The sequence below is a fragment of the Nocardiopsis mangrovi genome (assembly GCF_042653925.1).
Classification (GTDB): domain Bacteria; phylum Actinomycetota; class Actinomycetes; order Streptosporangiales; family Streptosporangiaceae; genus Nocardiopsis_B; species Nocardiopsis_B mangrovi.
Genome location: NZ_JBHSFQ010000008.1, coordinates 77248 through 99498 on the forward strand (window position 1 = coordinate 77248; position 22251 = coordinate 99498).

Sequence of the window (22251 nt, forward strand, 5' to 3'; positions counted from 1 at the left end):
GTCAGTCCCCGTTCGGCAGGAAGAGCACCTTGGAGCTGAAGACCGACCGGTCTCCGAGCCGGTGCATCGTCTCAGGAAGCTCGTCCAGGCCGAGTTCGTGGGTGATCATGAACTTCCACTCCAGGCGGCCCTCCGCCATGGCGCGGGCGGCGTGGCGCCACTCGTCGCCGGGGAAGGGTGCGGAGAAGGAGTTCCAGGCCCCGTGCAGGGTGACCTCGCGGCGCAGGAAGGAACTGAAGGTCGTCTTGGGCAGTACCACGGGGTCGTGCGGGATGCCGATGAACACCGCGTGTCCGAGGCGGGCGGCCAGGGAGACGGCCAGGTCGACGGTCGCGGGCAGCCCGGCCGACTCGATCACGACGTCGTAGCCGGACCCCGCGTGGTCGCGGGCCTCCTCGGGGGAGGTCGCGGTGTGGGTGGCGCCGGCCTGGCGGGCCATGGCCGCCTTCTCTTCGCTGACGTCGATGGACAGGATCTCCGAGGCCCCGGACAGCGCCGCCCACTGGATGGCGAAGAGCCCGATTGGCCCTGCCCCGACGACGGCGACGCGGTGGCCCGCGCGCAGCTTGGTGCGCCACACGGCGTGCAGGGCGATGGCGGCCGGGTCGAGCATCGCGGCGGCGCGGGGGTCCAGGTCCTCGGGTACGACCAGGATGTTGCCGGCGGGGACGGTGGCGTACTGGGCGTAGGCGCCGGCGCGGCGGCTGCCGAAGTAGTCGTAGTCCTCGCAGAGGCTGAAGTTGCCCTGGGCGCAGGGCCCGCAGGCCCGGCAGGGCAGCAGCGGCGGCACGGTGACCAGATCGCCCTCGGCGACCGCTCCCGACGCGGCGAGCTCCTCGCCCAAAGTGACGACGTGCCCGGCGAACTCGTGGCCGCAGATGAGGGGCAGGTGGTAGGCGCCGCCGGGGCGGAGCATGCGGGGGATGTCGGAGCCGCAGACGCCGCAGGCGGCGACGCGGACCAGCGCCTCGTTCGGGCCCGGGACGGGGACGGGGACCCGCTCGACCCTGATGTCCCCGGGGCCGTGGAGAACGGCGGCCTGCATGGTCTCTGACATGGCGGTGGTTCTTCCTCTCGGTTGCGGCCCCGGGAAGCCGGGGCCGCGGTCGCTGTCGCTCGTGCCGTCGGTCGTCTCAGCGGTCGCCGTCGAGCGCGAAGGTGGTGTCGCCGACGTAGTCGGCCGCGTTGCCGGGGTCCACGAGGGTGGTCCCGGCGTCGACCGGCTCGCCGGGGACCTCGCCGTCCCGCACTCCCAGGGAGACGTCGACCGCGACGCGGCCCAGCTCGATGGGGTCGTTGAGGGCGGTGGCCAGGTACGGGCCGCCGTCGGCGATCTCCTGCACCGCCTCCATCAGGCCGTCGACGCCGGTGACGAGGACGTCGTCGCGGCCGTTCTCCCGCAGGACCTGGAGGGCGCCCAGGGCCATGTCGTCGTTGTGCGCGTAGACGGCGCGGACGTCGGGGTTGGTCTGGATGAGGTCCTGCATGGCGGTGACCGCGTTGGAGCGGATGTAGTCGCTGTAGGGGCCCTCGACGATCTCGATGGCGTCGTTGTCGGCGACGGCCTCGTGGAATCCGGCGCTGCGGTCGCGCGCCACGGCGCCGCCCGCGTCGCCCTTGATCTCGATGACGGTGCCGCCCTCGTCGCCGAGCTCCTCGGCCAGACGGGCGCCGACCAGGGCCCCCATGGCCTCGTTGTCGCGGCCGACGTGGGCGTCGGCGCCCTCCGGAACCGGCCGGTCGACGGTGACGACCGGGATCCCGGCGGACTCGGCGGAGGCGATGGCGGCCTCGACGCCCTCGGGATCGACGGGGTTGACGAGCAGGATGTCGACCTGGCGGGTGATCAGGTCCTGGACGTCGTCGTTCTGCTTGGTGACGTCGCCGCCGGCGTCGGCGAAGTAGAGTTCGGCGCCCTCGTCCGCGGCCGCCTGCTCGGCGCCCTCGCGGAGCTGGACGTAGAAGGGGGACTGCTGCGTGGCCTGGCTGAACCCGATGACGACGGGGCCGTCGGAGTCGGTGCCGCCCCCGGAAGCCCCACCCGGGGTCGTGGACAGTGAGCAGGCGGAGAGGGTGACCGTGGTGATCGCCGCCGCCGTGATGCCCAGGATGCGTGAACGACGCATGTTGGCCTCCAGATGTGATGCGTGTTACGCACCGTAGATCTGGATTTCACAAAGGCGCAACAGATGGGGGGATATTTGCTCACAAGAGCAGGCAGCGCCTTGACCTGCGACAGGACGAAAACATTCCGTGATCGTCCGTCTCCTGGGGCATCCGCTCTCCTCCGGCTTCGCCGGCCGGGGCCACCTGAGTCCGGTCCTGTCGCGGCCCGGAACCGGGATCGCGTCCCCCACCGCGCGGCCGGCCGGAGCGGAGCAGAGCCTGCGGCGCGGCCCGAGCGGCACCGCCCTCAGCCCCGGACCGCCCGACGGGTGGTACAACGGAGGCCGCCCCATGGGGCTGGACGGCTGAGAGGACGGCCGATCGGCCCCGCAGGGCGTGGGGGTGCCTCCTCGCCGGTTCAGGGGACCTGCGTGGCCACCACCTGGGGCACGGCCTCGGGCGTGACGGCCATGACCTCGTCGAACCGTTCGGCGACGGTCTCGACGGTCAGGCCGGGGTCGTGGATACCGGCGGTGTAGACCACCGCCATCCGGTTGACCATTCCCCCCGCCGCGGTGATGACCTCACCGGTCACCTCACACGAGGGGTGGACCAGGTACGCGGCGACCGGGGCGACGTGGTCGGGGCGCAACCTGGTCCGCATGTACTCCAGGTCCTCGGGGCTCAGGGTGCTCGCGGAGCTCTCCACCATGCGGGTGCCCGCACCGGGGGCCAGGGCGTTGACCCTGATGCCGTGCGCGGCGCCCTCCACCGCGAGGCTGCGGGTGAGCCCGAAGACCGCCGCCTTGGAGCCGCCGTAGTGGGCCATCATCGGGTGGCCCAGCATGGCGGCCGAGACCGTGTTGAGCACCCGCCCGCTCCCGGAGGCGGCCAGGTGGGACCAGGCCGCCCGCACGAGGTGGAGCGTTCCGAAGTAGTGGACGTCGAGATGGCGCTGGTACTCCTCGGGATCCACCTCGTCGAAGGGCGCCGTGCGGACGATGCCCGCGTTGTTGATGACCGCGTCCAGGCCCCCGAACGCCTCGACCGCCATGGCGACGACCGACTCGGCGCCCTCCCGGGTGGAGATGTCGGCCCGCGACGCCTCGGCGCGGCCGCCCGCGGCCCGGATCTCGGCGACGACGTCACCCGCGGGGTCGCCGCCGTCGACGCCGGCCCCGTCGGTCCGGGCTCCGCGGTCGGCGACGAGGACACGGGCGCCGCGGGAGGCGAGCAACAGCGCGTGGGCGCGTCCGATGCCCCTCCCGGCTCCGGTCACCACGACGGTGCGGTCGGCGAAGGAGAGCTGCTCCATGGCGGTTCCTCCAAGGCGTAGGGGGCGGGCGCACCGGATACGACGGCACTTTGGCTCCCGTCACCCTACTCAACGCCCATCAGTCGGGTTCGTCTCGCGGCTGCTCCCGCACTCCCCTGGCGGGGTCGAGCGGAGTCCCGATCCGAGCCCGTGTGCCGCGCCGTGGTTCTCGACGCGATCGAGCGCGTTCTCAGCCGTGCCGGCCGCCTTCGGTACCGGTCGGCGCCTCCTCCCCCTCCTGGGTGGCGGCCCAGCTGGCGAGCATCCGGAGCCCGTCCGCCGCCGGTGTGTCCGGGGGCGCCGTGTAGACGTTGAGCACCAGCCCCGGCTCGGAGGGCAGGTCCATCGACTCGAAGTCCAGATCGAGTCGGCCGACCACCGGGTGGCGCAGCCGCTTCTGCCCGCTGCGGTGGAACCGCACGTCATGGGAGGCCCACCGGTGCCGGAAGACGTCGCTGCGTGTCGACAGCTCGCCGACCAGTTCCACCAGCGCCTGGTCGTGCGGGGTGCGGCCCGCCTCCAGGCGCAGCATCGCGGCCGCGTCGTCGGCGACCCGCTCCCAGTCGACGAAGAACTCGCGCGCCGCGGGGTCGAGGTAGATGAACCGGATGGTGTTGGCCGGCCGCCGGGGATCGGCCAGCACCGGCGCGTACAGGGCGCGGGCGAGGGGGTTCATGGCCACGATGTCGTGGCGGCCGTTGCGCACCCAGGCGGGGGCGTCGGTGATGGCGTCGAGCACCTGCTGGATGACCGGCCGCACGTCGGTCGGCGGGGGGCGGCGCGGGCGGCGTGCCGGGCCCGCGGCCCGGGCGAGGGCGAAGAGGTGGTCGCGTTCGGCCTCGTCCAGCTGCAGGGCGCGGACCAGGGCGTCGAGCACGGCCTCGGAGGCTCCGGAGAGGTTGCCGCGTTCCATGCGGATGTAGTAGTCGATGGAGACCCCGGCGAGCATGGCGACCTCTTCGCGGCGCAGCCCTGCGACACGGCGGTTGCCGCCGTAGGCGGGCAGCCCGGCCTGTTCGGGCGTGATGCGCGCCCGCCGTGAGCTGAGGAACTCGCGGATCTCGGCGCGGTGGTCGTCCTGGCTCATTTCTCCAGGTTAGGCGAGGGGCGGGTGGGCAGGGAGGTAGTGGCGGTACCCCGAACACCAGGCTCTCCCTGCGCGCGGTCGGGCGCGGTTGACTGCAGATCATGAGAGCCGCCTACATGTACGGGGCCGGCGACGTGCGCGTCGTCGACGTCCCCGATCCGAAGATCCAGCTGCCCACCGACGCGGTGGTGCGCGTGGTGCGGGCCTGTGTGTGCGGAAGCGACCTGCACCCCTACCACTCGATGCCGGCCACTCCTGAGGGCACGCCGATGGGCCACGAGTTCGTCGGCGTTGTCGAGGATGCGGGCTCCGCGGTGTCGACCGTGGCCCGCGGCGACCTGGTGATCGCACCGTTCGCCTGGTCGGACGGGAGCTGCGAGTTCTGCCACGCGGGGCTGCAGACGTCCTGCCTGCACGGCGGCTTCTGGGCCGCCGGCGGGATCGGCGGGGCCCAAGCCGAGGCGGTACGGGTCCCCTTCGCCGACGGCACCCTGGTCAAGGCGCCGGTCGGCGAGGACTCCCACCTGCTGCCGTCGCTGCTGACCCTCTCCGACGTCTACGGCACCGGCTACCACGCCGCCCTCAAAGGCGGTGTGACGGCCGGCAGCACGGTCACCGTCATCGGTGACGGGGCGGTCGGACTGCTCGCGGTGCTCTCGGCCCGCCAGTTGGGTGCCGAGCGGATCGTGCTGATGGGCCGCCACAAGGCGCGGACCGACCTGGGGCGCGAGTTCGGCGCCACCGACGTCGTGGCCGAGCGCGGGCAGGAGGGCATCGCGAAGGTGCGCGAGCTCACCGGCGGGCACGGGAGCCCCGTCGTGCTCGAAGCGGTCGGCCACATGCCGGCCTATGAGCAGGCGGTCGGCGTCGTGCGCCCCGGCGGGGTGATCAGCCGGGTCGGGGTGCCCCAGTACGAGCAGGCGCCCGTCGGGTTCACCAGCCTCTTCGGCCCCAACATCACACTCACCGGCGGGCCCGCCCCCGCCCGCGCCTACATCGAGACGCTGATGCCGGCCGTCCTGGACGGCACCGTCGAGCCGGGCCGGGTCTTCGATGAGACCGTCGCCCTCGACCGGACGCCCGAGGGCTACCGCGCCATGGACGAGCGCAGGGCCCTCAAGGTCCTCGTCCGGCCCTGACCCGCGGGGCGACCAAGCCGTTGCCGGCACTGGTGAGGCCCCGGCGCTCTGAATGAGACGGCGTCGGAGCAACGGCCGGACGGGGCGGCCACGCGATGGGGCGGCTCCGGCCGGGCGTCCACGACGCGCGCAACGGCGCGTCGTGGACGCCGACGCAGGACCACCGGGTGTCCGCGGTGCCTCAGCCCGCTGCCTCGCGGCGGCCGCTCGCGCCCCCGACCACGGCCAGCAGCAGCGCGCCCAGCACCGCCACCGCACTGGCCACCGCGAACGTGCCGGTCCAGCCGAACGACGAGTCGATGAGATACCCGGTCGCGGTGGGGGCGATGATCGACGCCGATGTCGCGAACATCTGCACCGCACCGGAGACGGATCCGTACCGCTCCGCCGGCACGACCGTTCCCACGATGATCCAGTACTGGGCGCCGGTGAAGTAGAGGAGGAAGACGACGACGGTCATGAGCACGACCGCTCCCGTCGTGCTCGCCACCAGCCCGATCAGTCCGAACAGCAGACCGGTCGCCGCCAGGCACACCACCACGGTCCACCGCCGGGGGCCGAGCGTCCGGCCGGTCCGGCGGACGAGCCAGTCGGTGAAGACGCCTCCCAGGGCCAGACCGACACAGCCGCCCACCCACGGGACCGCGCCGGTCACCGACAGCTCGGCGATGTCGATCCCGCGTTCGTTGACCAGGTACGTCGGGAACCAGTTCAGGAAGGTCCAGAGGATCCAGGCGTAGCCGAAGTAGGCGATCGCGGTCGACCAGACGGCGGGCAGCCGAAGCAGGTGCAGCCACGGACCGCTCGCCCCCGCCCCGTCCTCCGCCGCATCGGCCGGGACGTGCTCGTCCTGCCGGATGTGGGCCAGTTCCGCGGCGGAGACCCGGGCGTGGTCCTCGGGGCGATCGCGCACCACGATGAACCAGCCGATGGCGCACAGCAGGCCCAGGACGCCGAAGATGATGAAGGGCAGCCGCCAGTTGCCCTGGGTCGCCTCCATGATCGCGACGACGACGGGCGTGCCCACCGCACCGCCCAGTGGCGTCGCGGCGTTCGCGATGCCCAGCGCCGTACCGAGCTCCCGCTTCGGGAACCAGTTGTGCATGATCTTGGCGGTGACGGTGGCCTGTGGGCCCTCACCCGCCCCGAAGAGCAGCCGGATGATGATCAGGCTGACGAACCCGACACCGGCCGCGGTCAGCGCGGTGAACACCGACCAGGCGATCGCCGCCCAGCCCATGACCTTGGCCGGACCGTAGCGGTCCGCGAGCCAGCCGCCGATGAATCCGAACGGGGAGTACGTGAAGGCGAAGGCCGCGAGGATCCAGCCGAACGCCGCGTTCGAGAACCCGAACTCGGAGATGATCAGGGGTGCGGCGACGCCGATGACCGCGCGATCGGCGTAGTTGAGCATGAGGATCACGAAGTCGGATGCGAGGACCGCGTAGCGCACGCGGGTCCTCGTTCCGGTCCGCTCCTGCGTGGATGGAGCTGTCATGGTTGGACTCTCGGTTCTCGGGCGGCGGGGCCGCTGAAGGTCAGAAGTAGCAGCGGACGACCGAGACGACGGTGTCGTCGTCGTCTGCGAGGAGGACGGCACGCCATCGGTCGTGCGCCGTGCACGGGTGCGAGATCCCGAGCCGGACGAGGTCCGACGGGGCCAGCTCGGCGTCGGCCGGCAGCCGCAGGAACGCGTGGTGGTCGTTCAGGTCCACGATCTTCCACTCCGGGCCGCCGTATCGGGCTGAGCGGCCGAACCTGTCCCGCGCTTCGAACGGTGCCGGGAGTCCTTGATCGAAGTTCAGGTCCCGGCGGCCGGCCCCGAGGATCGCCAGGTCCGGGGTCGGCCGCGACAGCACGGGCGCCCAGACCTCGATCGCGGGCCGGAGGGGTTCGGGTGGGCTGCCGCCGCCGTCCAGAGGCGAGAGCTCGGCGTACAGCCCCTGGTCGTGGGTCAGGTAGGCCCCGGGACGCGTGATCACCCGCACGGGCGGCGCACCGGGCCCGGAGGGCGGGTCCGCGGCCAGCACGTCCGCGACGAGATCGAAGTAGAGGCTGCCCCCGGCGCTGAGGACGTACTCGTGCCGGCGGGGGTCGGGCCGGGTGAGGACCTCGTCCATGGCCGATCTGACCCAGTGCAGGTAGTCACGGACGGCGGCGAGGCCGTCGTGGCCGCGGGAGTGGCTGACCGATCCCTCGTATCCGCTCACACCGGCGAGGACCAGCGCGGGCTCCGCACGGACGGCCCGCACCACCGCGTCCAGCGCGGCCCGGTCGCGGCAGCCGGCGCGACCACCGGGGTGGCCGATCTCGACGAGCACCGGCAACGGGCGGTCGCCGGATCGCGCGCCGAGTGCGTCGGCGAGCACCCGCACGCCCGCCGGCGAGTCGACCTGGCAGAGGAAGTCGCGCCGCGGGTCCGCGTTCGCCCAGGCGGCCGCCTCGACGGCGAACCCCGGGTCCACGACCTGGTTCGCGAGCAGGATCCGCTCGAACCCCGCCGCCATGAAGACGCGCGCCTGGAACGGCGTCGCCACCGAGACGCCCCATGCCCCGGCCCGCAGGGCATATGCGGCGAGTTCGGGCGCGCAGGTCGTCTTCAGGTGGGGGGCCAGCGACACGCCGCCATGCTCCGCGAACGCGGCCATCAATTCGGCGTTGTGCCGCACGGCCGACTCACGGAGCACCATCAGCGGAAAATCGAACCCGCCGCCGAACAGCGGCCGGCGCTGGGCGCCGAGCTCGGTCAGCGTCAGTCCGGAGGCGTCCACAGGAAGGCCGGGGAAGCGCAGGCCGATGGGTCCGTCGTCCAGCAGGGACGCCGGTCCCCGGTCGTTCTCGACGCTCATCGGCTTCCTCCCCGGGAGAGCGGGCGACGCAGCACGTCGACGAGTACGGATCGGGCGGTGTGCAGGTCCGCTACCGGGACGTACTCGTCCGGCATGTGCGCCTGCGCGATCGAGCCCGGCCCGAACACCACGCAGGGGACCGCGTCGAGAGCGATCTTGGATGCGTCGGTGCCGTGCCCGACGCCGTACACCCCGGGGTCCAGCTCCGCCGCGGCGAGCGCCCCCGAGAATTCCCGGACCAGGGGCAGATCGGGGTCGGTCTGCAACGCGTAGTCGACGACGTGCGGCTCCGCGACCTCCAGCCCCTCCGGCCAGCGCCGCACCAGTTCGGCGCGCAGTGCCGCCCAGACCTCGTGCGGGTCCTCGCCGGCGACGGTGCGCCGGTCGATGGTGATGACGGCGCGATCGGGCAGCACGTTCGGTCCCGATCCGCCCTCGATCATCGTGACCGCGAGGGACGGCGGCCCGACGAGCGGACGCACGTCTTCGTCGAGCCTCGCCGCGTGCTCGCCGGCCAGGTGGTCGACCACCTCGGCCGCGAACGCGATCGCGTTCGTCTTCCCCCAGGGCTCGGAGCTGTGCCCGCCGGGTCCGCGTGTCGTGATGCGGCACCGCATGCATCCCTTGTGCGCGGTGACCAGGCGCAGCGACGTGGGCTCCCCGACGATGGCCCCGACGGGGTCGAGCCCGTACCCGCGCAGCGCGACCACCCCCCGGTAGAGGTGCTCTTCGTCGACCACGCCGACCAGCACGACCGTGTACGGGCGGGGTCCGGCGGCGGCGAGGTCCGCCATCGCCGCGAGGAACACGGCGAGCGGGCCCTTCGCATCGCACGCCCCACGCCCGTAGAGCAGTCCGGCGCGCACGTCGGGTTCGTGAGCCGGCACCGACATCCCGTCGACCTCGACGGTGTCGAGGTGGGTCTCGAGCAGCAGCGTCTCCGGCCCGTCACCGGGCAGCGTGACGACGACGTTGTACCGCCCGTCCCGCACCTCCCGCAGCTCGGCGTGCATGCCGTGCGCGCGTGCCCAGTCGGCGACGAACTCGGCCATGGGGGTTTCCGCCGGCTCCGGCCGCCCACGGGGGTTGATGCTGGGGATCCGCACCATGCGGCTCACCAGGTCGACGACATCGATCACCAGACTCACCCATCTTTTCCCACAACACGCCACTGAAGTGCCATGTTGCGTATTCTGCACCGGTTGTTGCGTTTTTTGCTTCTCGTTTGTAACATTCACTTCCCTGAGCGGTCAACGGCACGAGAAGGAGTTGTCGCAGGTGGACATCACGGACCGCGGCCCGGTGGTGTGTTTCGGCGAAGCGCTGGTACTGGTGTCCGACCTCGACACCACGTCCCCCGGCTCGGCCAGCGCGGCGGGAGCGGAGGTCAACGTCGCCTTGAATCTCGCCGCCGCGGGAACACCCGTGGCCTGGATCGGCCGGGTCGGGGACGACCGGTGGGGCGCTCTCGCCACCGGCACGCTCATGAGGGCGGGTGTCGACGTCGGGGCCGTGGCCACCGACACGACCCGGCCCACCGGGCGTTACGCCAAGACGGTCGCCACCGGTCCGGACGGTCGCCCCACGACGCGTATGCACTACCGTCGCGCGGGGTCCGCGGCCACCGCGACGGATCCGCCCTTCCTGACCGGCGCCCCCGTCCGATCCCGCCTGGCGGCGGCGTCCTGGGTCCACCTCAGCGGGATCACCGCCGCCGTGTCGCCGTCCTGCGCCGCCGCACTCGACGCCCTGCTCGCCCGCCCGCGCCCGTACCGCGTCACGTTCGACATCAACTGGCGTGAGCAGATGTGGCCGGACGGCGACCCCGCCCGGGTCGCGGGGCTCGCCGCGCAGGCCGACGTGGTCCTCGTCGGGGCCGACGAAGCGGAGCGGGTGTTCGGCACCGCCGACCCGGCCGGGCTGCGCGCGCTGCTGCCCGCCCCGGACCTGGTCGTCGTGAAGGACGGCGCGACCCGCGCGCTGGCCGTGCAGCGCGACGGCTCGGTCGTCGCCCGACCCGCGCTGGCCGTGGACGTCGTGGAACCGGTCGGGGCGGGCGACGCGTTCGCCGCCGGCCTGCTGGCCGGCCTGGTCCGCGGCGACGACGTGGGCCGCTGCCTGCGCCGCGGCCACCTCGGCGCGGCCGCCGTCCTCGTCGTGCCCGGCGACTCCGCGGCCCCCCTGCCCGCGCACCTGCTCGACCTCGACGACGACGGCTGGGCCGCGCTGCGCGTCGGCCCCGGCGGCGTGGTTGCGGGGGTGCCGGCGTGAGCGGAAGCCTCGGCAAGGCCCTGCGGATCCTGACCGTGCTCGGGGAGGGACCGGCGTCCCTCGACGAGCTGGCTCGCCGGCTCGACGTGCACAAGACGACGGTCCTGCGGCTGCTGCGCACCCTCGCCGACGAGCACTTCGTGCACCGCGACGCGCAGCACCGCTACCGGCTCGGCTCGCGGCTGTTCGAGCTGTCCTCGCGCGGGCTGGAGCAGCGGGAGGTCCGCGCGGTCGCGGCGCCGCACCTGCACGCGTTCAACCGCGCCCACGGCCACACCGTGCACCTGTCCGAACGCGACGGCAGCGAGATCGTCTACATCGACAAGCTGGATTCGCACGACCACGTGCGGATGGCGTCGCGGGTCGGGCTGCGCGGCCCGGTGCACTCGACGGCCGCCGGCAAGGTGCTGCTCGCCGACCTGCCCGCCGCCGAGCGGGACCGGGTCCTCGACGCCGTCGCGTTCACCGCGCGCACCCCGCACACCATCACCGATCGCGGCGCCTACCTCGCCGAGCTCGACCGCGTGCGCGGGCAGGGCTGGGCGCAGGACCGCGAGGAGAACGAACCCTCGATCAACTGCATCGGGGCGCCGGTCCGCGGACCGGCCGGAACCGTGGTGGCGGCGGTGTCGGTCTCGGTGCCGACCATCGTCGCCGGCTACGACCAGCTGATCGAGCTGGTCCCGTCACTGCTGGCCGTCAGCGGGGCGATCTCCCGCGACAACGGCTGGCGACCGACCCGAGAGGATTCCACCGCATGAGCACGACCGCCGTCTCCACCCCCGACGCGCCCGCCCCGGCCCACACCTTCAGCCAGGGTGTCCGCAAGGGCGGCCTGCTGCAGGTCTCCGGGCAGGGTCCGATGGACCCGGCGACGAAGACCTACATCGCGCCGGGCGACGTGCACGCCCAGACGCTGCGGACGCTGGAGAACGTCCGGGCGATCCTGGAGGCCGGCGGGGCGTCGGTCGCCGACGTCCTGATGTTCCGCGTCTACCTCACCGAGCGCGCGCACTTCACCGCGATGAACGAGGCCTACGGCGAGTTCGTCTCCCGGTACGTGCCGGACGGGAACCTGCCCGCCCGGACCACCGTGTTCGTCGGGCTGCCGCACGAGGAGATGCTGGTCGAGATCGACGCGCTCGCCGCCACCGGCGAGTAGCCCGGCGATCTCGCGGACGGGGGGAATCCGCGCCAGGGGGTGCCGACAGCCGCCTGCGGGATGCGATGGGAGCGGGAACGACCGCTCGGCGCGGGCTCCGCGGCCGCCCGCCGGGACCGGCCCGCCGTGTGGCCTGAGCCGGGCCCGGAACGACGGTCCCCGTGGTTCAGGACGATGCCGGCGTCCCTTCCCCGCGGACGGTTTCGAGGAGCAGGTCCGCGGCCACCGCCGCCCCGTCGGTGCGGATCCGTGCGGCCACGGCGGCCGCCCGCGCGCGCGTCCGGGGGGCCAGGGCCGTCCGCAGCGCGGCCGACAGGGACGCGACGGTCGGCTCGGGACCGTCGTGTGCCGCGCCGATGCCCAGCTCGGCCACCCGGCCGGCCCAGTACGGCTGGTCGACCGCCTGGGGCACCACCACCTGCGGGGCGCCGGCCCGGGCGGCCGTCGTCGTGGTGCCCGCGCCGCCGTGGTGCACGACCGCGGCCACCCGGGCGAACAGTGCCTGCTGGTTGACCTCGCCGACGGCGAGGCAGTCGCCGCCGCCGTCGGCCGGGGCCAGGCCGGCCCACCCGCGGGAGACGAGCACGCGGCGGCCCTGCGCGCGCACCGCCTCGACGGCGTTGGCGGCGGCATCCCGCGGGGCCCGCACCGGCATGCTGCCGAAACCCACGAAGACCGGAGGCGCGCCGGCGGCCAGGAACGCCTCCAGGCCGGCCGGGAGCGGGCGCTCGTCCGGCAGGATCCACGCCCCGGTCTGCACGACGTCGAGGTCGGCGGGCTCCTGCCACGGGCTCAGGACCGGGTCCGCCGCCAGCCACGGCCGGTCGGTGAAGACGTGGGACCGCACGTCCTCCACCGGCGGCAGGCCGGCCGACTCCCGGTGGGAGTTGAGCGCCGTGCCGAACACCGCGCTCCAGCCCTGGGCGTCGAGGTCCCATAGCGCCCGGTTGTCGGTCGCCTCCGGCGGCAACGGCCGGCCGGGAAGCGGCAGCCGCGGCGGGGGGCGGTACGGCGACGGCAGAGTGGCCGGCTGGTAGCTCGCGAACACGTAGCAGATGCCCAGCCTCTCGGCCACCGACCGCGCGCCGGCCGGCATCACGCCGGTCGCCACCAAGGCGTCGCATCCCCGGGCCGCCGCGGCGACCGTGCCGAAGTGGGCGGCGACCGACGCCGCCGCGCGCCGGGCCAGGTCCTGGGCCGTCGGCGGCGCCGCCCGTGCCAGGATCGGGCGCACCGGCGGGCCGGTCGGCACCAGGGGCACGCCGGAACCGTCGAACGGCTCCGCGCAGTCCGGCGGCGCGCACACCCGCACCTCCACGCCGAGTCCGCGCAACCGCACCGCGAGTCCCACCAGCGGTTCGACGTCCCCGCGCGTCCCCATCGTCGACAACAGCACACGCATTCGGCGACTCCCATCTGCGTCGGTTCCGGCGTCGGAGGTCGATCCGCGGCGCGCCGCGGTCCTGCCCGCGGTCCCCGGTCCGGCGGATGCCGCGGGTGGATGAGGAGTACCCCGCTTTCCCCTCACGGACAGCCGCGGACGGGCAACCTTCCGGCCAAGTGGCGGCGCGGCGTGGGCCCCGGGGGCGGGCCGAATGGGCGGACCCGCCGCCGACCGCCCGGTGCGCGCGGCGGCGCCGCCGAGGAACTCCGGGCTGCTGCGCGTATCCGCAGCTCACGCGGTCGCGGGCAGGCCGGCCAGGCGGCGTACGGCGGCGAGCCCGTCGGGGGTGCCGGGCCAGTGGCGTTCCAGGGCCCGGGGTCCGGCGGCCCGGACGACGGAGCGCAGGACGACGGCGACCGCGATGGCGTCGTCCGCGTACCCCAGGACCGGGATGAAGTCGGGCACCAGGTCCAGCGGCAGCGCGAGGTAGCCCACCAGCAGCCACAGCCGCACGCGTACCCCGCGCGGCAGGTCCGGGTCGCGGGCCAGGCGGGGGACGAGCCGCAGCAGGTCGGGCAGCAGCCGCACGGCCTCGGAGAGCAGGTTGCCGCGCGGGCGGGCCAGGGCCAGGGCGGCCAGGGCCGCGAGCCACAGCAGGATCAGCCCGCCCAGGACGGCAAGGGCGGCGGCGAGCCAGATGTTCACGGTGTCCTCGGTCGGATGGGGCGGGTACCGGCTCCAACCATCGCACCCGGGACTGCGGCCGTCGCCGGCGGCCTCCCTCCGCCGCGACCCCGGAGGGACGCGGCTCCCTCTTGCTCACTCCACGCGGGCGAAGGCCCCCATGGCGTGGTCCAGGAGGGTGGCGAGCGCTTGCGGCCGAGCGTCCGAGGTCCATGCGGTCAGGGCCGCCTCGACGCAGCCGAGGGCGGCGGCGATCACGGCGTGGGCGCGCGGGTCGGAGCCGTCGGCGGGGTCGGCTCCGAGGCGGCGTGCGATCTCGGGCCGGAGCAGTTCCTGCCATCGGGCGTTCTTCTCCCGATGCCGGGCGGCGAGCGACGGCGTGTTCACGATCAGGCGGGTGAGGCGCCGGGTGCGCTCGTCGTGGGCCTCGTACCCCTCGATCAGCGTGTCGAGCGCGCGCCGCATGGCGACCCAGGGCGCTTCGCCCGCGGGCCGGGCCGCGAGAGCGTCGCGCAGGTGCTCACCGGCCTCGGCCGTCTCGCCGAAGAGCGCGTCCTCCTTGGAGGGGAAGTACCGGAAGAAGGTGCTGCGGGAGATCTCGGCGGCCGTGCAGATGTCGTCGACCGTCGTCTCCTCGTAGCCGCGTTCGAGGACCAGGTCCTGGACGGTCGCAGCCACTTCGGCGCGCATGGCCTGACGCGCTCGCGCCCGCACGCCGCGCGCAGCCTGGTTCGGAGCCATATCCCGATGGTACTACAAACCATTGGTGGTACCGTGTCTCACATAAGCGACCAAGTCTCTTCGAAGGAGAGAACCATGGGCGGTAGCAAAGTGGTCGTCATCACGGGTGCGAGCGACGGCATCGGCGCAGCCGCCGCGCGGCGGCTGCACGCGAACGGGCATACCGTCGTCGTCGTGGGCCGCTCCGCCGAGAAGACCCACGCCATTGCCAGGGAACTCGGCGTCGACGGCTACGTCGCGGACTTCACCCGTCTCGACGACGTCGAGCACCTCGCCGACCGGCTCCGCGCCGCCTATCCGCGGATCGACGTGCTCGCCAACAACGCCGGCGGCGTGTTCGGCGCCAAGACGACGACCAGGGACGGCTTCGAGAAGACGTTCCAGGTCAACCACCTCGCACCGTTCCTGCTCACGCGCAGGCTCCTGGATACGCTCATCGCGTCGCGGGCGTCGGTACTGCAGACCTCCAGCACCGTGAGGTTCGCCAAGGAGATCGACCTGGCCGACCTCGATCACGACCGCGGCTACGATCCGGTCCACGCGTACGGTGCGGCGAAGCTGGAGAACATCCTGTTCACGACGGAACTCCATCGGCGCTACCACGCCGGCGGACTCTCGGCGGCCTCCTTCTACCCCGGCAACGTCGCGACGAACTTCGCCTCCGCGACCACCAGCCCGATCATGCGCTTCGTCCGCTTCTTCGGCACCAAGCCGCTGATCCGGCCCATCCTCCTGTCAACGCCCGACCAGGGCGCCGACCAGATCGTGTGGCTCGCCGAGGGCACCCCCGGAACGGACTGGCGGTCCGGCGCCTACTACTACAAGCGCCGGGACAGCACGCCGCGCAACCCGCAAGCGGCCGACGCGGACCTCGCCCGCGGGCTCTGGGAGCGCTCCGAAGAACTGCTCGCGGGACAGCTGCCCGAACCGGCGTGACGGAACCCGGCGGCGACGTCGTCCATGCGGAGCGTCGAGGCCGCGCGCCCGGGTCGGAAGCGTCCGCCATGCGGCCGAACCGCTCGGTGAACCCCCCGGCACGCGACGGCGGCCGCCACGGGGAGGCCCTCTCAGCGAGAATATCGGAACGGGTGTCGATCCGGCCGTATCCCGTTCGTCGTCATCATGTACGGCGACCACGCCGCGCGATATCCGATGGCAACGACAGGAGCCGACCCATGAAGTACATGCTGCTCATCCACAGCGGCGCGATCGACGAGAACGGCGGGGCCGCCGAGTGCAGCGTCGAGGACTGGATGGCCTATGACAAGCAGGTGAGGGACGCGGGGATCCTGGTCTCCAGCGAGTCGCTGGCCGACCTGGTCACCGCGACGACGGTCCGGGTCGACCCGGCCGGCGGGCGGACCGTCACCGACGGGCCCTTCGCCGAGACCCGCGAGGTCCTCGGCGGCTTCTACGTCATCGACGTCCCCGACCTCGACGCGGCGCTCGACTGGGCCGCCCGTTGCCCCGGCGCCCGCGGCAGCGGGGCGGTCGTGGTGCGCCCGATCGCCGACTTCGGGGCCTGACCGGCCGTGGACGAGGGAGCCTCCCGCACCGGGACACCCGTCGCATCGTCCGTGGAGTCGGTGTTCCGCGAGGAGCACGGCCGGCTGCTGGCCTCGCTCGTCCACCGCTTCGGCGACCTCGACCTGGCCGAGGAGGTCGCGTCCGAGGCCGTCGAAGCGGCGCTCGTGCACTGGCCCGTCCAGGGGGTTCCGGCCCGGCCCGGCGCCTGGCTGCTGACGACGGCGCGGCGCAAGGCCGTCGACCGGCTGCGCCGGGACCGGGCCTACGCGGCGCGGCTCGCCGTCCTCCAGGTGGAGGCGGACCGGGCCGACCCCGCCCCGCCCGCCGACACCGGCGGCGACCTGCCCGATGAGCGGCTCCGGCTGTTCTTCACCTGCGCGCACCCGGCACTGGCGGCCGAGGACCGCACGGCCCTGACGCTGCGCTGCCTCGCCGGGCTGACGACGCCCGAGGTCGCGCGGGCCTTCCTCGTCCCGCCCGCCACGATGGCCCAGCGGATCGTGCGGGCCAAGAAGAAGATCCGCCAGGCCCGCATCCCGTTCCGTGTGCCCGGCACCGACGAACTGCCGGAGCGCCTGCCGGGCGTGCTCCAGGTCGTCTACTCGGTCTTCACCGAGGGCTATGCGGCCAGTGCGGGCCCGCGGTTGCAGCGGCTCGACCTCGCCGAGGAGGCCATCCGGCTGACGCGGATCCTGCGCCGGCTGCTGCCCGATCAGCGCGAGGTCGCCGGCCTGCTCGCCCTGATGCTGCTGACCCACGCGCGCCGCGCCGCCCGGACCGGCCCGGGCGGCGAGATGGTGCTGCTGGAGGACCAGGACCGCGGCCGCTGGGACCGCACCATGATCGAGGAGGGCCGGGGCCTGGCGGTCACCGCGCTGGCCGGCGGGCCGCCCGGCCCCTACGGGGTACAGGCCGCGATCGCCGCCGTGCACGACGAGGCCGCCGACCTCGCCACCACCGACTGGCCGCAGGTCGTGGCCCTCTACGACGTGCTGCTCGCGCTCGTGCCGTCCCCGGTCGTCGCGCTCAACCGGGCGGTCGCGGTGGCGATGCGCGACGGTCCGGCCGAAGGGCTGGCGCTGCTCGACGGGTTGGCCGGCGAGCCGCGGCTGCGCGGTCACCACCCCTACCCGGCCGCGCGGGCCGACCTGCTGCACCGGCTCGGCCGGCTCCCCGAGGCCGCGGCGGCCTACCGCGAGGCGATCGACCTGGCCGGCACCGAACCCGAGCGGGCCCACCTGCTCCGCAGGCTGGCGGAGGCCGAAGCGACCGGCGACATCGGCGCGGCCGACACCTGAGGGCGCGGGCGCCGGCCGGTCGTCCGGCGCCGCCCACCTCGGATGAGCGGCAGGGACGACTCGCCGGCCGCGGTGCGCCGCGCATGCCATCAGCCGAGGCGATCAGCCCGCCGCCCCGGGGACGGGGAACGCCGGCGCCGGGCTGGAGCCTCGATGGGGCGGGCGCCGGCCGCGGCCTCACCCGGTCGAGAACACCGGCCTCAGGCGGTGATCGAGTCGCGCCAGAACAACTCCGCCAGGCGTTCGACGGTGCTCTGCATCTGCTGCAGGGCTTCGGGGATCCGAGCGCGGCCGAACCGTGCTCGCGGGCCGCTGAGGGTCAGGATCGCCACGAGTGAGCCGGCGCTGTCCCGGATCGGGCGCGACAGCGAGAGGAGCTCGGGTTCGAGCTCGTTGTCGATGATGGCGAAGTCCTGCTCGCGGACCTGCTCGAGTTCCTTGAGGAGCGTCGCGCGGTCGGTGATGGTGTGCGGGGTGAACGCCTCGAGCCGCTCCGGGAGTGTCGCCCGCAGCTTGTCGGCCGACTGCTCGGCCAGCAGCACCTTGCCGGTGGAGCTCGCGTGCATGGGGTAGCGCTGGCCGACCATGTTCCGGGAGAGGACCCCCACCACATGCGAGCCGGCGGCCTCGGCGACCAGGTCGAGTGCGTCCTGGGCGTTGGGGATCGACAGTGTCACGGACTCGTTGAACCGGTCCGCCAGCTCTTGCAGGAGCGGTTGCGCATGGGCGACGAGGCCGGCATACGGATCGGCGTGGCGGCCGAGCCTGGCGAGTTCCCAGCCGAGGACGTAGTTGGTGTCGACGCGGTCGACAAGGCCCCCCTGCTCCAGGCTGTACAGCAGCCGGAACGCGGTCGGCCTGCTCAGGCCGGCCACCTTCGCCAGCGTGGTGACCGTGGCGCCGGTGCGCGGCTGGGCGGCCAGTTCGCGGAGCAATCGGACGGCCTTGGTCACCGACTTGTTGGTCATCTCGGTGCGCCCGGGCTCGTCGCCCATTGCGTTCCCGTCTCCCGCCCGTCTCGAGCCTGTGTAGAGGCCATGGATCACGACCGCCACCCAGTCTAGCAGGTGTGTTCACTTAGTGAACGCGGCGGTGGATGAGACGAGGCGGGCAGGAGTAACGGGCTACGGGAACTGAGCTCGACGGTACGCGGCGGTGCGGGGGGTCGTTCCGGACCCGGGACTCGGCGCTGATGTCCTCGGGCACCGGCTCGGCCGGCAGGCGGGCGGTCGCGAACCGGTGCCTTCGCGTGGGACCGTGCTCGTCCGGTCGGCCCCGGTCAGTGCGCCGTGCCGGCGGCCGCACGGTGGGCGTACCGGTGGCCCGGGTGGTCAGCGCGCAGACGCACGGCTCCCGGGCCGTACAGCTTCTCGCGCAGGGTCGTGCCTTCGTACTCGGTCCACATCGCTCCGCGGCGCTGCAACTCGGGCACGACGAGTTCGATGAAGTCGGCGATGTCCTGGTACTTCACGGCGTGGGCGAGGTTGAAGCCGTCGATGTCGCCCTCCTCGAACCAGCCGATCAGCTCGGCGGCGACGGTCCGGGGCGAACCGACGATGGTCGGGCCGGTACCGCCGATGCCCAGGAACTCCGCGATGTCGCGCGGGGTCCACTCCTTGTCCGGATCCATCTTCGAGAACAGGTCGACCATGGTCTGCCCGGCGGCGGTCGTGACATGCCGCAGCGGCACGTCCGGATCGAACCGCGACATGTCCAGTCCGGTCCAGCCGCTGTAGCGGGCCATCGCGCCGGAGTAGCTGACCAGCTTCCGGTAGGCGTCGTACTTCGCGTGCGCCTGCTCGTCGGTCGGGGCGCAGACGACATTGAGCATCTGCAACACCCGCAGGTCGCGCGGGTCGCGGCCCGACGCGGCGGCGAGCCCGCGCAGCACGTCGACCTGCCGTTTGAGCGCGGGCTTGGACAGCGCGTTGACGAACACGCCCTCGGCGTGGGCGGCGGCCAGCGCGCGTCCCTTCGACGAGCCGCCGGCCTGGAAGATCACCGGAGTGCGCTGCGGAGAGGGCTCGCACAGGGCGAACCCGGGCACGGTGAAGTAGGTGCCGCGGTGGTCGATGTCGTGGACGCGCTCGGGGTCGACATGGACGCAGCGGTCGGTATCGCGGACGACGGCGCCGTCCTCCCAGGAGCCCTCCCACAGCTTGTAGCAGACCTCGAGGTGCTCAGCGGCCATGTCGTACCGCTCGTCGTGCGGCGTCAGCCGCCCATTGCCGAGGTTGCGCGCGGCGCTGCCGGCGTAGGAGGTCACCAGGTTCCATCCCACCCGGCCGTCGGTGAGGTGGTCGAGGGTGCTGAACTTCCGGGCCAGCGCGTAAGGGTGCTCGTAGCTGGTGGACGCGGTCAGGCCGAACCCGAGGTGGTCGGTCGCGGCGGCCATCGCCGAGACCACCAGGGCCGGGTCGTTGGCCGGGATCTGCGCACCGTCGGCGAGCGCACCGGCGGCGCTGCCCTCGTAGACGTCGTGGTAGCCGGCGTTGTCGGCGAAGAACACGCCGTCGAAACGGCCCTGCTCCACCAGCCGGGCGTATTCGGTCCAGTACCGGACGTCCTTGTAACGCGCGCCCTGGTCATTCTCGTGCCGCCACAGCCCCGCGGAGAGGTGCGCGGGGCCCTGGAAATCGAAGGCGAAAAGCCGCATGCGGCGAGACGGCATCATCTGCTCCTGTTCAGGGATCGAAAAGGCGGGGGTGGAGCCGTGTGGTCATGTGCGTGCTCCCCCGCCGTCGTGCCGGCGGGGGAAGGCGGTCAGAACCGGAGCGCGCGGTACCCGCCGAGCCGGCCGCGGTGGACCACCATGGGCTCTCCCCCGCCGGCCTCCAGGCGGCGCACTTCGGCGATCACGATGAAGTGGTCGCCGCCCGCCAGCTCCTGCACGGTCTTGCAGTCGATCCAGGCGTGCGCGCCGGCGATCTGCGGGGTTCCGTCGGCGGACTCGTGCCAGTCCACCGCGGCGAACTTGTCGTCCCGCCTGCTCGACAGCGCGCGGCAGACGTCGTTCTGCCCGTCGGCGAGGACGCTGGCGCTGAAGTACCCGGCGCGGCGGATCTTCGGCCAGCTGCGCGAGGTCGTCGCCACGCTGAAACTGACCAGCGGCGGGTCCAGCGACAGCGATTGGAGAGTGCCGACGACGAGTCCGGCGGGGTGGCCGGTGCCGGGCTCGCGACCGGCCACGACGGCGACGCCGGTGGGCAGATGCCCCATGACGTCCCGGAAATGGCGTGGCTCGAGCGTTGGAGACGACGTTGTCATGCTCGCGTTTCCTCTCAGTGCGGTGCCGGTCGTCGCGGTGGTCAGTGAGCGGTGCCGAGGCCGGTGCGGATCTCGCGGGCGACGCGCAAGCCGCTTTCGACGGCCCCGTCGATGAAGCCGGCCCAGATGTCGGCGTAGTCGCTGCCGGCGAAGTGCAGGACGCCTTCCGGTCGCTGCTGGGCGGTGAGGTACCGCGTGAGCTGGTGCGGCCGATGCATCAGCCACGTCTCCCGCGAGTACGGATCGGCCATCCAGTCGTGCCCGGTGACCTCGAGGACGTCGAGGTCGTCGCGCCAGACGCGCAGCGCGGCGCGGACGGCGTCGGCGTCGTGCGGCGAGATCCGCCGCGCGTCGGCCCCGAAGGACACCAGCACGGCGTCGTCGTCGCCGACGAACTCGGTTCGCGCGACGGAGAGCGGGTGCGCCGCCGACGAGTAGGCGAAGAACGGTTCGATCGGGCCGCGGACCCGGATCCAGACCTTCACGCCCTTCGACGCCGTCTTCTCCTTGCTCGCGGCGCGCTTCTCGGCGCACAGCCCGGGGTCGACGTCCAACTCGCCGATGAGGTTCTGCGGCAGTGTGAGCACCACCCGGCGTGCCCTGATCCGGTCTCCGGCGGTGGTGGTCAGCACCGCGCCGGCCGAGTCGTGCTCGATCCGGCGCACCTCGGTGCGGGTGCGGATGTCCGCGTCGGTGTCCCCGGCGATCGCCTCGACCAGTGACCGGGTTCCCGCGGCGAGCCGGAACACCGCCGAGGCCTCGTGCATGAGGTGCCACGAACCGGCGGTGGCCGCCGTCCAGCGCAGCGCGCTGGTGAACGCCCCGTCCTCGAGCGGCGCGTTGAAATGCCCCACCCAGGCGGCCTCATTGGCGCTGTACTCCTCGACCGACAGGTCGAGTCCGCTGAGTCTGTCCTGGAGGCTGAAGCCGTCGACGGATTCCAGCCCGGGGGCGGAGACGGGCGCATCGGGCCGGGGGATCCAGCGCATCGTCTCACTCAGGAGCCGACGCATGCCCGGGTCGATCAGCTCCATGAATCCGTCGAGCGTGCCCCTGCGGACCTCGTCGCCGGCCAGCCAGTACGCCTCTTCCGGGCGTGGGGCGCGGGTGACCGCCAGCCCATAGCGGGTGACCTCCGCCCACACGTGCGGCTGGACCCAGTGCAGCCAGGTTCCGCCCATCTCCAGGTCGCGCCCGAGCCGGCGATCGGTCCACACCCGTCCGCCGAGCCGGTCGCGCGCTTCGAGCACGGTGACCCCCACACCGTCCCGGCCGAGTTCACGGGCCGTGATCAGACCGGCGATCCCGCCGCCGACCACGACGACGTCTGCTACCTCGGTCACGATGACAACACTCCCTCGCAGTCGGCTGCACATCCGGTCGTCGCTGCTTCGGATCAGGGGCACACGTCACCGGCCCGC

At 73.1% G+C, this 22251-nt stretch carries 22 protein-coding genes; 8 read left to right on the forward strand and 14 right to left on the reverse strand.

Features of this window, described 5'->3' with window-relative positions; all coding sequences use genetic code 11:
• Position 1: 1 nt before the first annotated feature.
• Both ACFO4E_RS11005 and ACFO4E_RS11010 read right to left on the reverse strand, forming a co-directional pair.
• Positions 2-1057 carry a galactitol-1-phosphate 5-dehydrogenase gene (locus tag ACFO4E_RS11005; protein ID WP_378573554.1) on the reverse strand — a complete coding sequence of 352 codons (1056 nt, stop codon included), beginning with the start codon at positions 1055-1057 and terminating at the stop codon, positions 2-4.
• 76 nt (positions 1058-1133) lie between these two features.
• Complete coding sequence (locus tag ACFO4E_RS11010; RefSeq protein ID WP_378573556.1) at positions 1134-2126, reverse strand: substrate-binding domain-containing protein; 993 nt, start codon at positions 2124-2126, stop codon at positions 1134-1136.
• 127 nt (positions 2127-2253) lie between these two features.
• Here ACFO4E_RS11010 and ACFO4E_RS11015 point away from each other — a divergent pair, with 127 nt between their 5' ends.
• Positions 2254-2475, forward strand: coding sequence for a hypothetical protein (locus ACFO4E_RS11015; protein WP_378573558.1), 222 nt, complete (start codon positions 2254-2256; stop codon positions 2473-2475).
• A gap of 49 nt (positions 2476-2524) precedes the next feature.
• Here ACFO4E_RS11015 and ACFO4E_RS11020 read toward each other — a convergent pair whose 3' ends face one another.
• Both ACFO4E_RS11020 and ACFO4E_RS11025 read right to left on the reverse strand, forming a co-directional pair.
• Positions 2525-3421 carry an SDR family NAD(P)-dependent oxidoreductase gene (locus ACFO4E_RS11020; protein ID WP_378573560.1) on the reverse strand — a complete coding sequence of 299 codons (897 nt, stop codon included), beginning with the start codon at positions 3419-3421 and terminating at the stop codon, positions 2525-2527.
• 190 nt (positions 3422-3611) lie between these two features.
• A complete protein-coding gene (locus tag ACFO4E_RS11025; RefSeq protein ID WP_378573563.1) occupies positions 3612-4508 on the reverse strand; it encodes a helix-turn-helix transcriptional regulator in 897 nt (298 codons plus the stop codon).
• 101 nt (positions 4509-4609) lie between these two features.
• On the opposite strand from ACFO4E_RS11025, the gene ACFO4E_RS11030 reads away from it, so the two are divergent.
• A complete protein-coding gene (locus ACFO4E_RS11030) occupies positions 4610-5647 on the forward strand; it encodes a zinc-binding dehydrogenase (RefSeq protein WP_378573564.1) in 1038 nt (345 codons plus the stop codon).
• A gap of 181 nt (positions 5648-5828) precedes the next feature.
• Here the strand turns inward: ACFO4E_RS11030 and ACFO4E_RS11035 are convergent, their stop codons facing one another.
• The 3 genes from ACFO4E_RS11035 to ACFO4E_RS11045 are packed head-to-tail and all read right to left on the reverse strand — an operon-like array spanning position 5829 to position 9644.
• Entirely contained in the window at positions 5829-7145 is a 1317-nt protein-coding gene (locus tag ACFO4E_RS11035; protein ID WP_378573566.1) for an MFS transporter, read from the reverse strand.
• Positions 7146-7185: 40 nt separating this feature from the next.
• Positions 7186-8496 (reverse strand): alanine racemase, encoded by a 1311-nt coding sequence (locus tag ACFO4E_RS11040; protein ID WP_378573568.1) that lies wholly within the window; start codon positions 8494-8496, stop codon positions 7186-7188.
• On the reverse strand, positions 8493-9644 hold the full coding sequence (locus ACFO4E_RS11045; RefSeq protein WP_378573569.1) for a M20/M25/M40 family metallo-hydrolase: 1152 nt from the start codon (positions 9642-9644) through the stop codon (positions 8493-8495). The genes ACFO4E_RS11040 and ACFO4E_RS11045 overlap by 4 nt, the downstream gene beginning before the upstream one ends.
• Positions 9645-9774: 130 nt before the next feature.
• Between ACFO4E_RS11045 and ACFO4E_RS11050 the strand changes: the two genes are divergently transcribed.
• The 3 genes from ACFO4E_RS11050 to ACFO4E_RS11060 are packed head-to-tail and all read left to right on the forward strand — an operon-like array spanning position 9775 to position 11929.
• Entirely contained in the window at positions 9775-10767 is a 993-nt protein-coding gene (locus tag ACFO4E_RS11050; RefSeq protein ID WP_378573571.1) for a sugar kinase, read from the forward strand.
• On the forward strand, positions 10764-11528 hold the full coding sequence (locus ACFO4E_RS11055) for an IclR family transcriptional regulator (protein ID WP_378573573.1): 765 nt from the start codon (positions 10764-10766) through the stop codon (positions 11526-11528). The genes ACFO4E_RS11050 and ACFO4E_RS11055 overlap by 4 nt, the downstream gene beginning before the upstream one ends.
• Positions 11525-11929, forward strand: a complete 405-nt coding sequence (locus ACFO4E_RS11060; RefSeq protein WP_378573575.1) for a RidA family protein — start codon at positions 11525-11527, stop codon at positions 11927-11929. The genes ACFO4E_RS11055 and ACFO4E_RS11060 overlap by 4 nt, the downstream gene beginning before the upstream one ends.
• A 166-nt stretch (positions 11930-12095) precedes the next feature.
• Here ACFO4E_RS11060 and ACFO4E_RS11065 read toward each other — a convergent pair whose 3' ends face one another.
• The 3 genes from ACFO4E_RS11065 to ACFO4E_RS11075 all read right to left on the reverse strand — a co-directional run bounded on the left by ACFO4E_RS11065 (position 12096) and on the right by ACFO4E_RS11075 (position 14738).
• On the reverse strand, positions 12096-13331 hold the full coding sequence (locus ACFO4E_RS11065; protein WP_378573577.1) for a glycosyltransferase: 1236 nt from the start codon (positions 13329-13331) through the stop codon (positions 12096-12098).
• A gap of 273 nt (positions 13332-13604) precedes the next feature.
• Positions 13605-14018, reverse strand: coding sequence for a YkvA family protein (locus ACFO4E_RS11070; RefSeq protein ID WP_378573579.1), 414 nt, complete (start codon positions 14016-14018; stop codon positions 13605-13607).
• A gap of 114 nt (positions 14019-14132) precedes the next feature.
• Positions 14133-14738 (reverse strand): acyl-CoA-like ligand-binding transcription factor, encoded by a 606-nt coding sequence (locus ACFO4E_RS11075; RefSeq protein ID WP_378573581.1) that lies wholly within the window; start codon positions 14736-14738, stop codon positions 14133-14135.
• A gap of 75 nt (positions 14739-14813) precedes the next feature.
• Here ACFO4E_RS11075 and ACFO4E_RS11080 point away from each other — a divergent pair, with 75 nt between their 5' ends.
• From ACFO4E_RS11080 to ACFO4E_RS11090, 3 genes are all read left to right on the forward strand, one after another.
• Positions 14814-15674 carry an SDR family NAD(P)-dependent oxidoreductase gene (locus tag ACFO4E_RS11080; protein WP_378573583.1) on the forward strand — a complete coding sequence of 287 codons (861 nt, stop codon included), beginning with the start codon at positions 14814-14816 and terminating at the stop codon, positions 15672-15674.
• 239 nt (positions 15675-15913) lie between these two features.
• Positions 15914-16264 carry a YciI family protein gene (locus tag ACFO4E_RS11085; RefSeq protein WP_378573585.1) on the forward strand — a complete coding sequence of 117 codons (351 nt, stop codon included), beginning with the start codon at positions 15914-15916 and terminating at the stop codon, positions 16262-16264.
• A 6-nt stretch (positions 16265-16270) separates the two neighbouring features.
• Complete coding sequence (locus tag ACFO4E_RS11090) at positions 16271-17563, forward strand: RNA polymerase sigma factor (protein WP_378573587.1); 1293 nt, start codon at positions 16271-16273, stop codon at positions 17561-17563.
• A gap of 200 nt (positions 17564-17763) precedes the next feature.
• Here the strand turns inward: ACFO4E_RS11090 and ACFO4E_RS11095 are convergent, their stop codons facing one another.
• From ACFO4E_RS11095 to ACFO4E_RS11110, 4 genes are all read right to left on the reverse strand, one after another.
• Positions 17764-18558, reverse strand: coding sequence for an IclR family transcriptional regulator (locus tag ACFO4E_RS11095; RefSeq protein WP_378573589.1), 795 nt, complete (start codon positions 18556-18558; stop codon positions 17764-17766).
• A gap of 284 nt (positions 18559-18842) precedes the next feature.
• Entirely contained in the window at positions 18843-20219 is a 1377-nt protein-coding gene (locus ACFO4E_RS11100) for an LLM class flavin-dependent oxidoreductase (protein WP_378573591.1), read from the reverse strand.
• Positions 20220-20326: 107 nt separating this feature from the next.
• Entirely contained in the window at positions 20327-20782 is a 456-nt protein-coding gene (locus tag ACFO4E_RS11105) for a flavin reductase family protein (RefSeq protein ID WP_378573593.1), read from the reverse strand.
• A gap of 89 nt (positions 20783-20871) precedes the next feature.
• Complete coding sequence (locus tag ACFO4E_RS11110) at positions 20872-22173, reverse strand: flavin monoamine oxidase family protein (protein ID WP_378573595.1); 1302 nt, start codon at positions 22171-22173, stop codon at positions 20872-20874.
• Positions 22174-22251 lie beyond the last annotated feature (78 nt).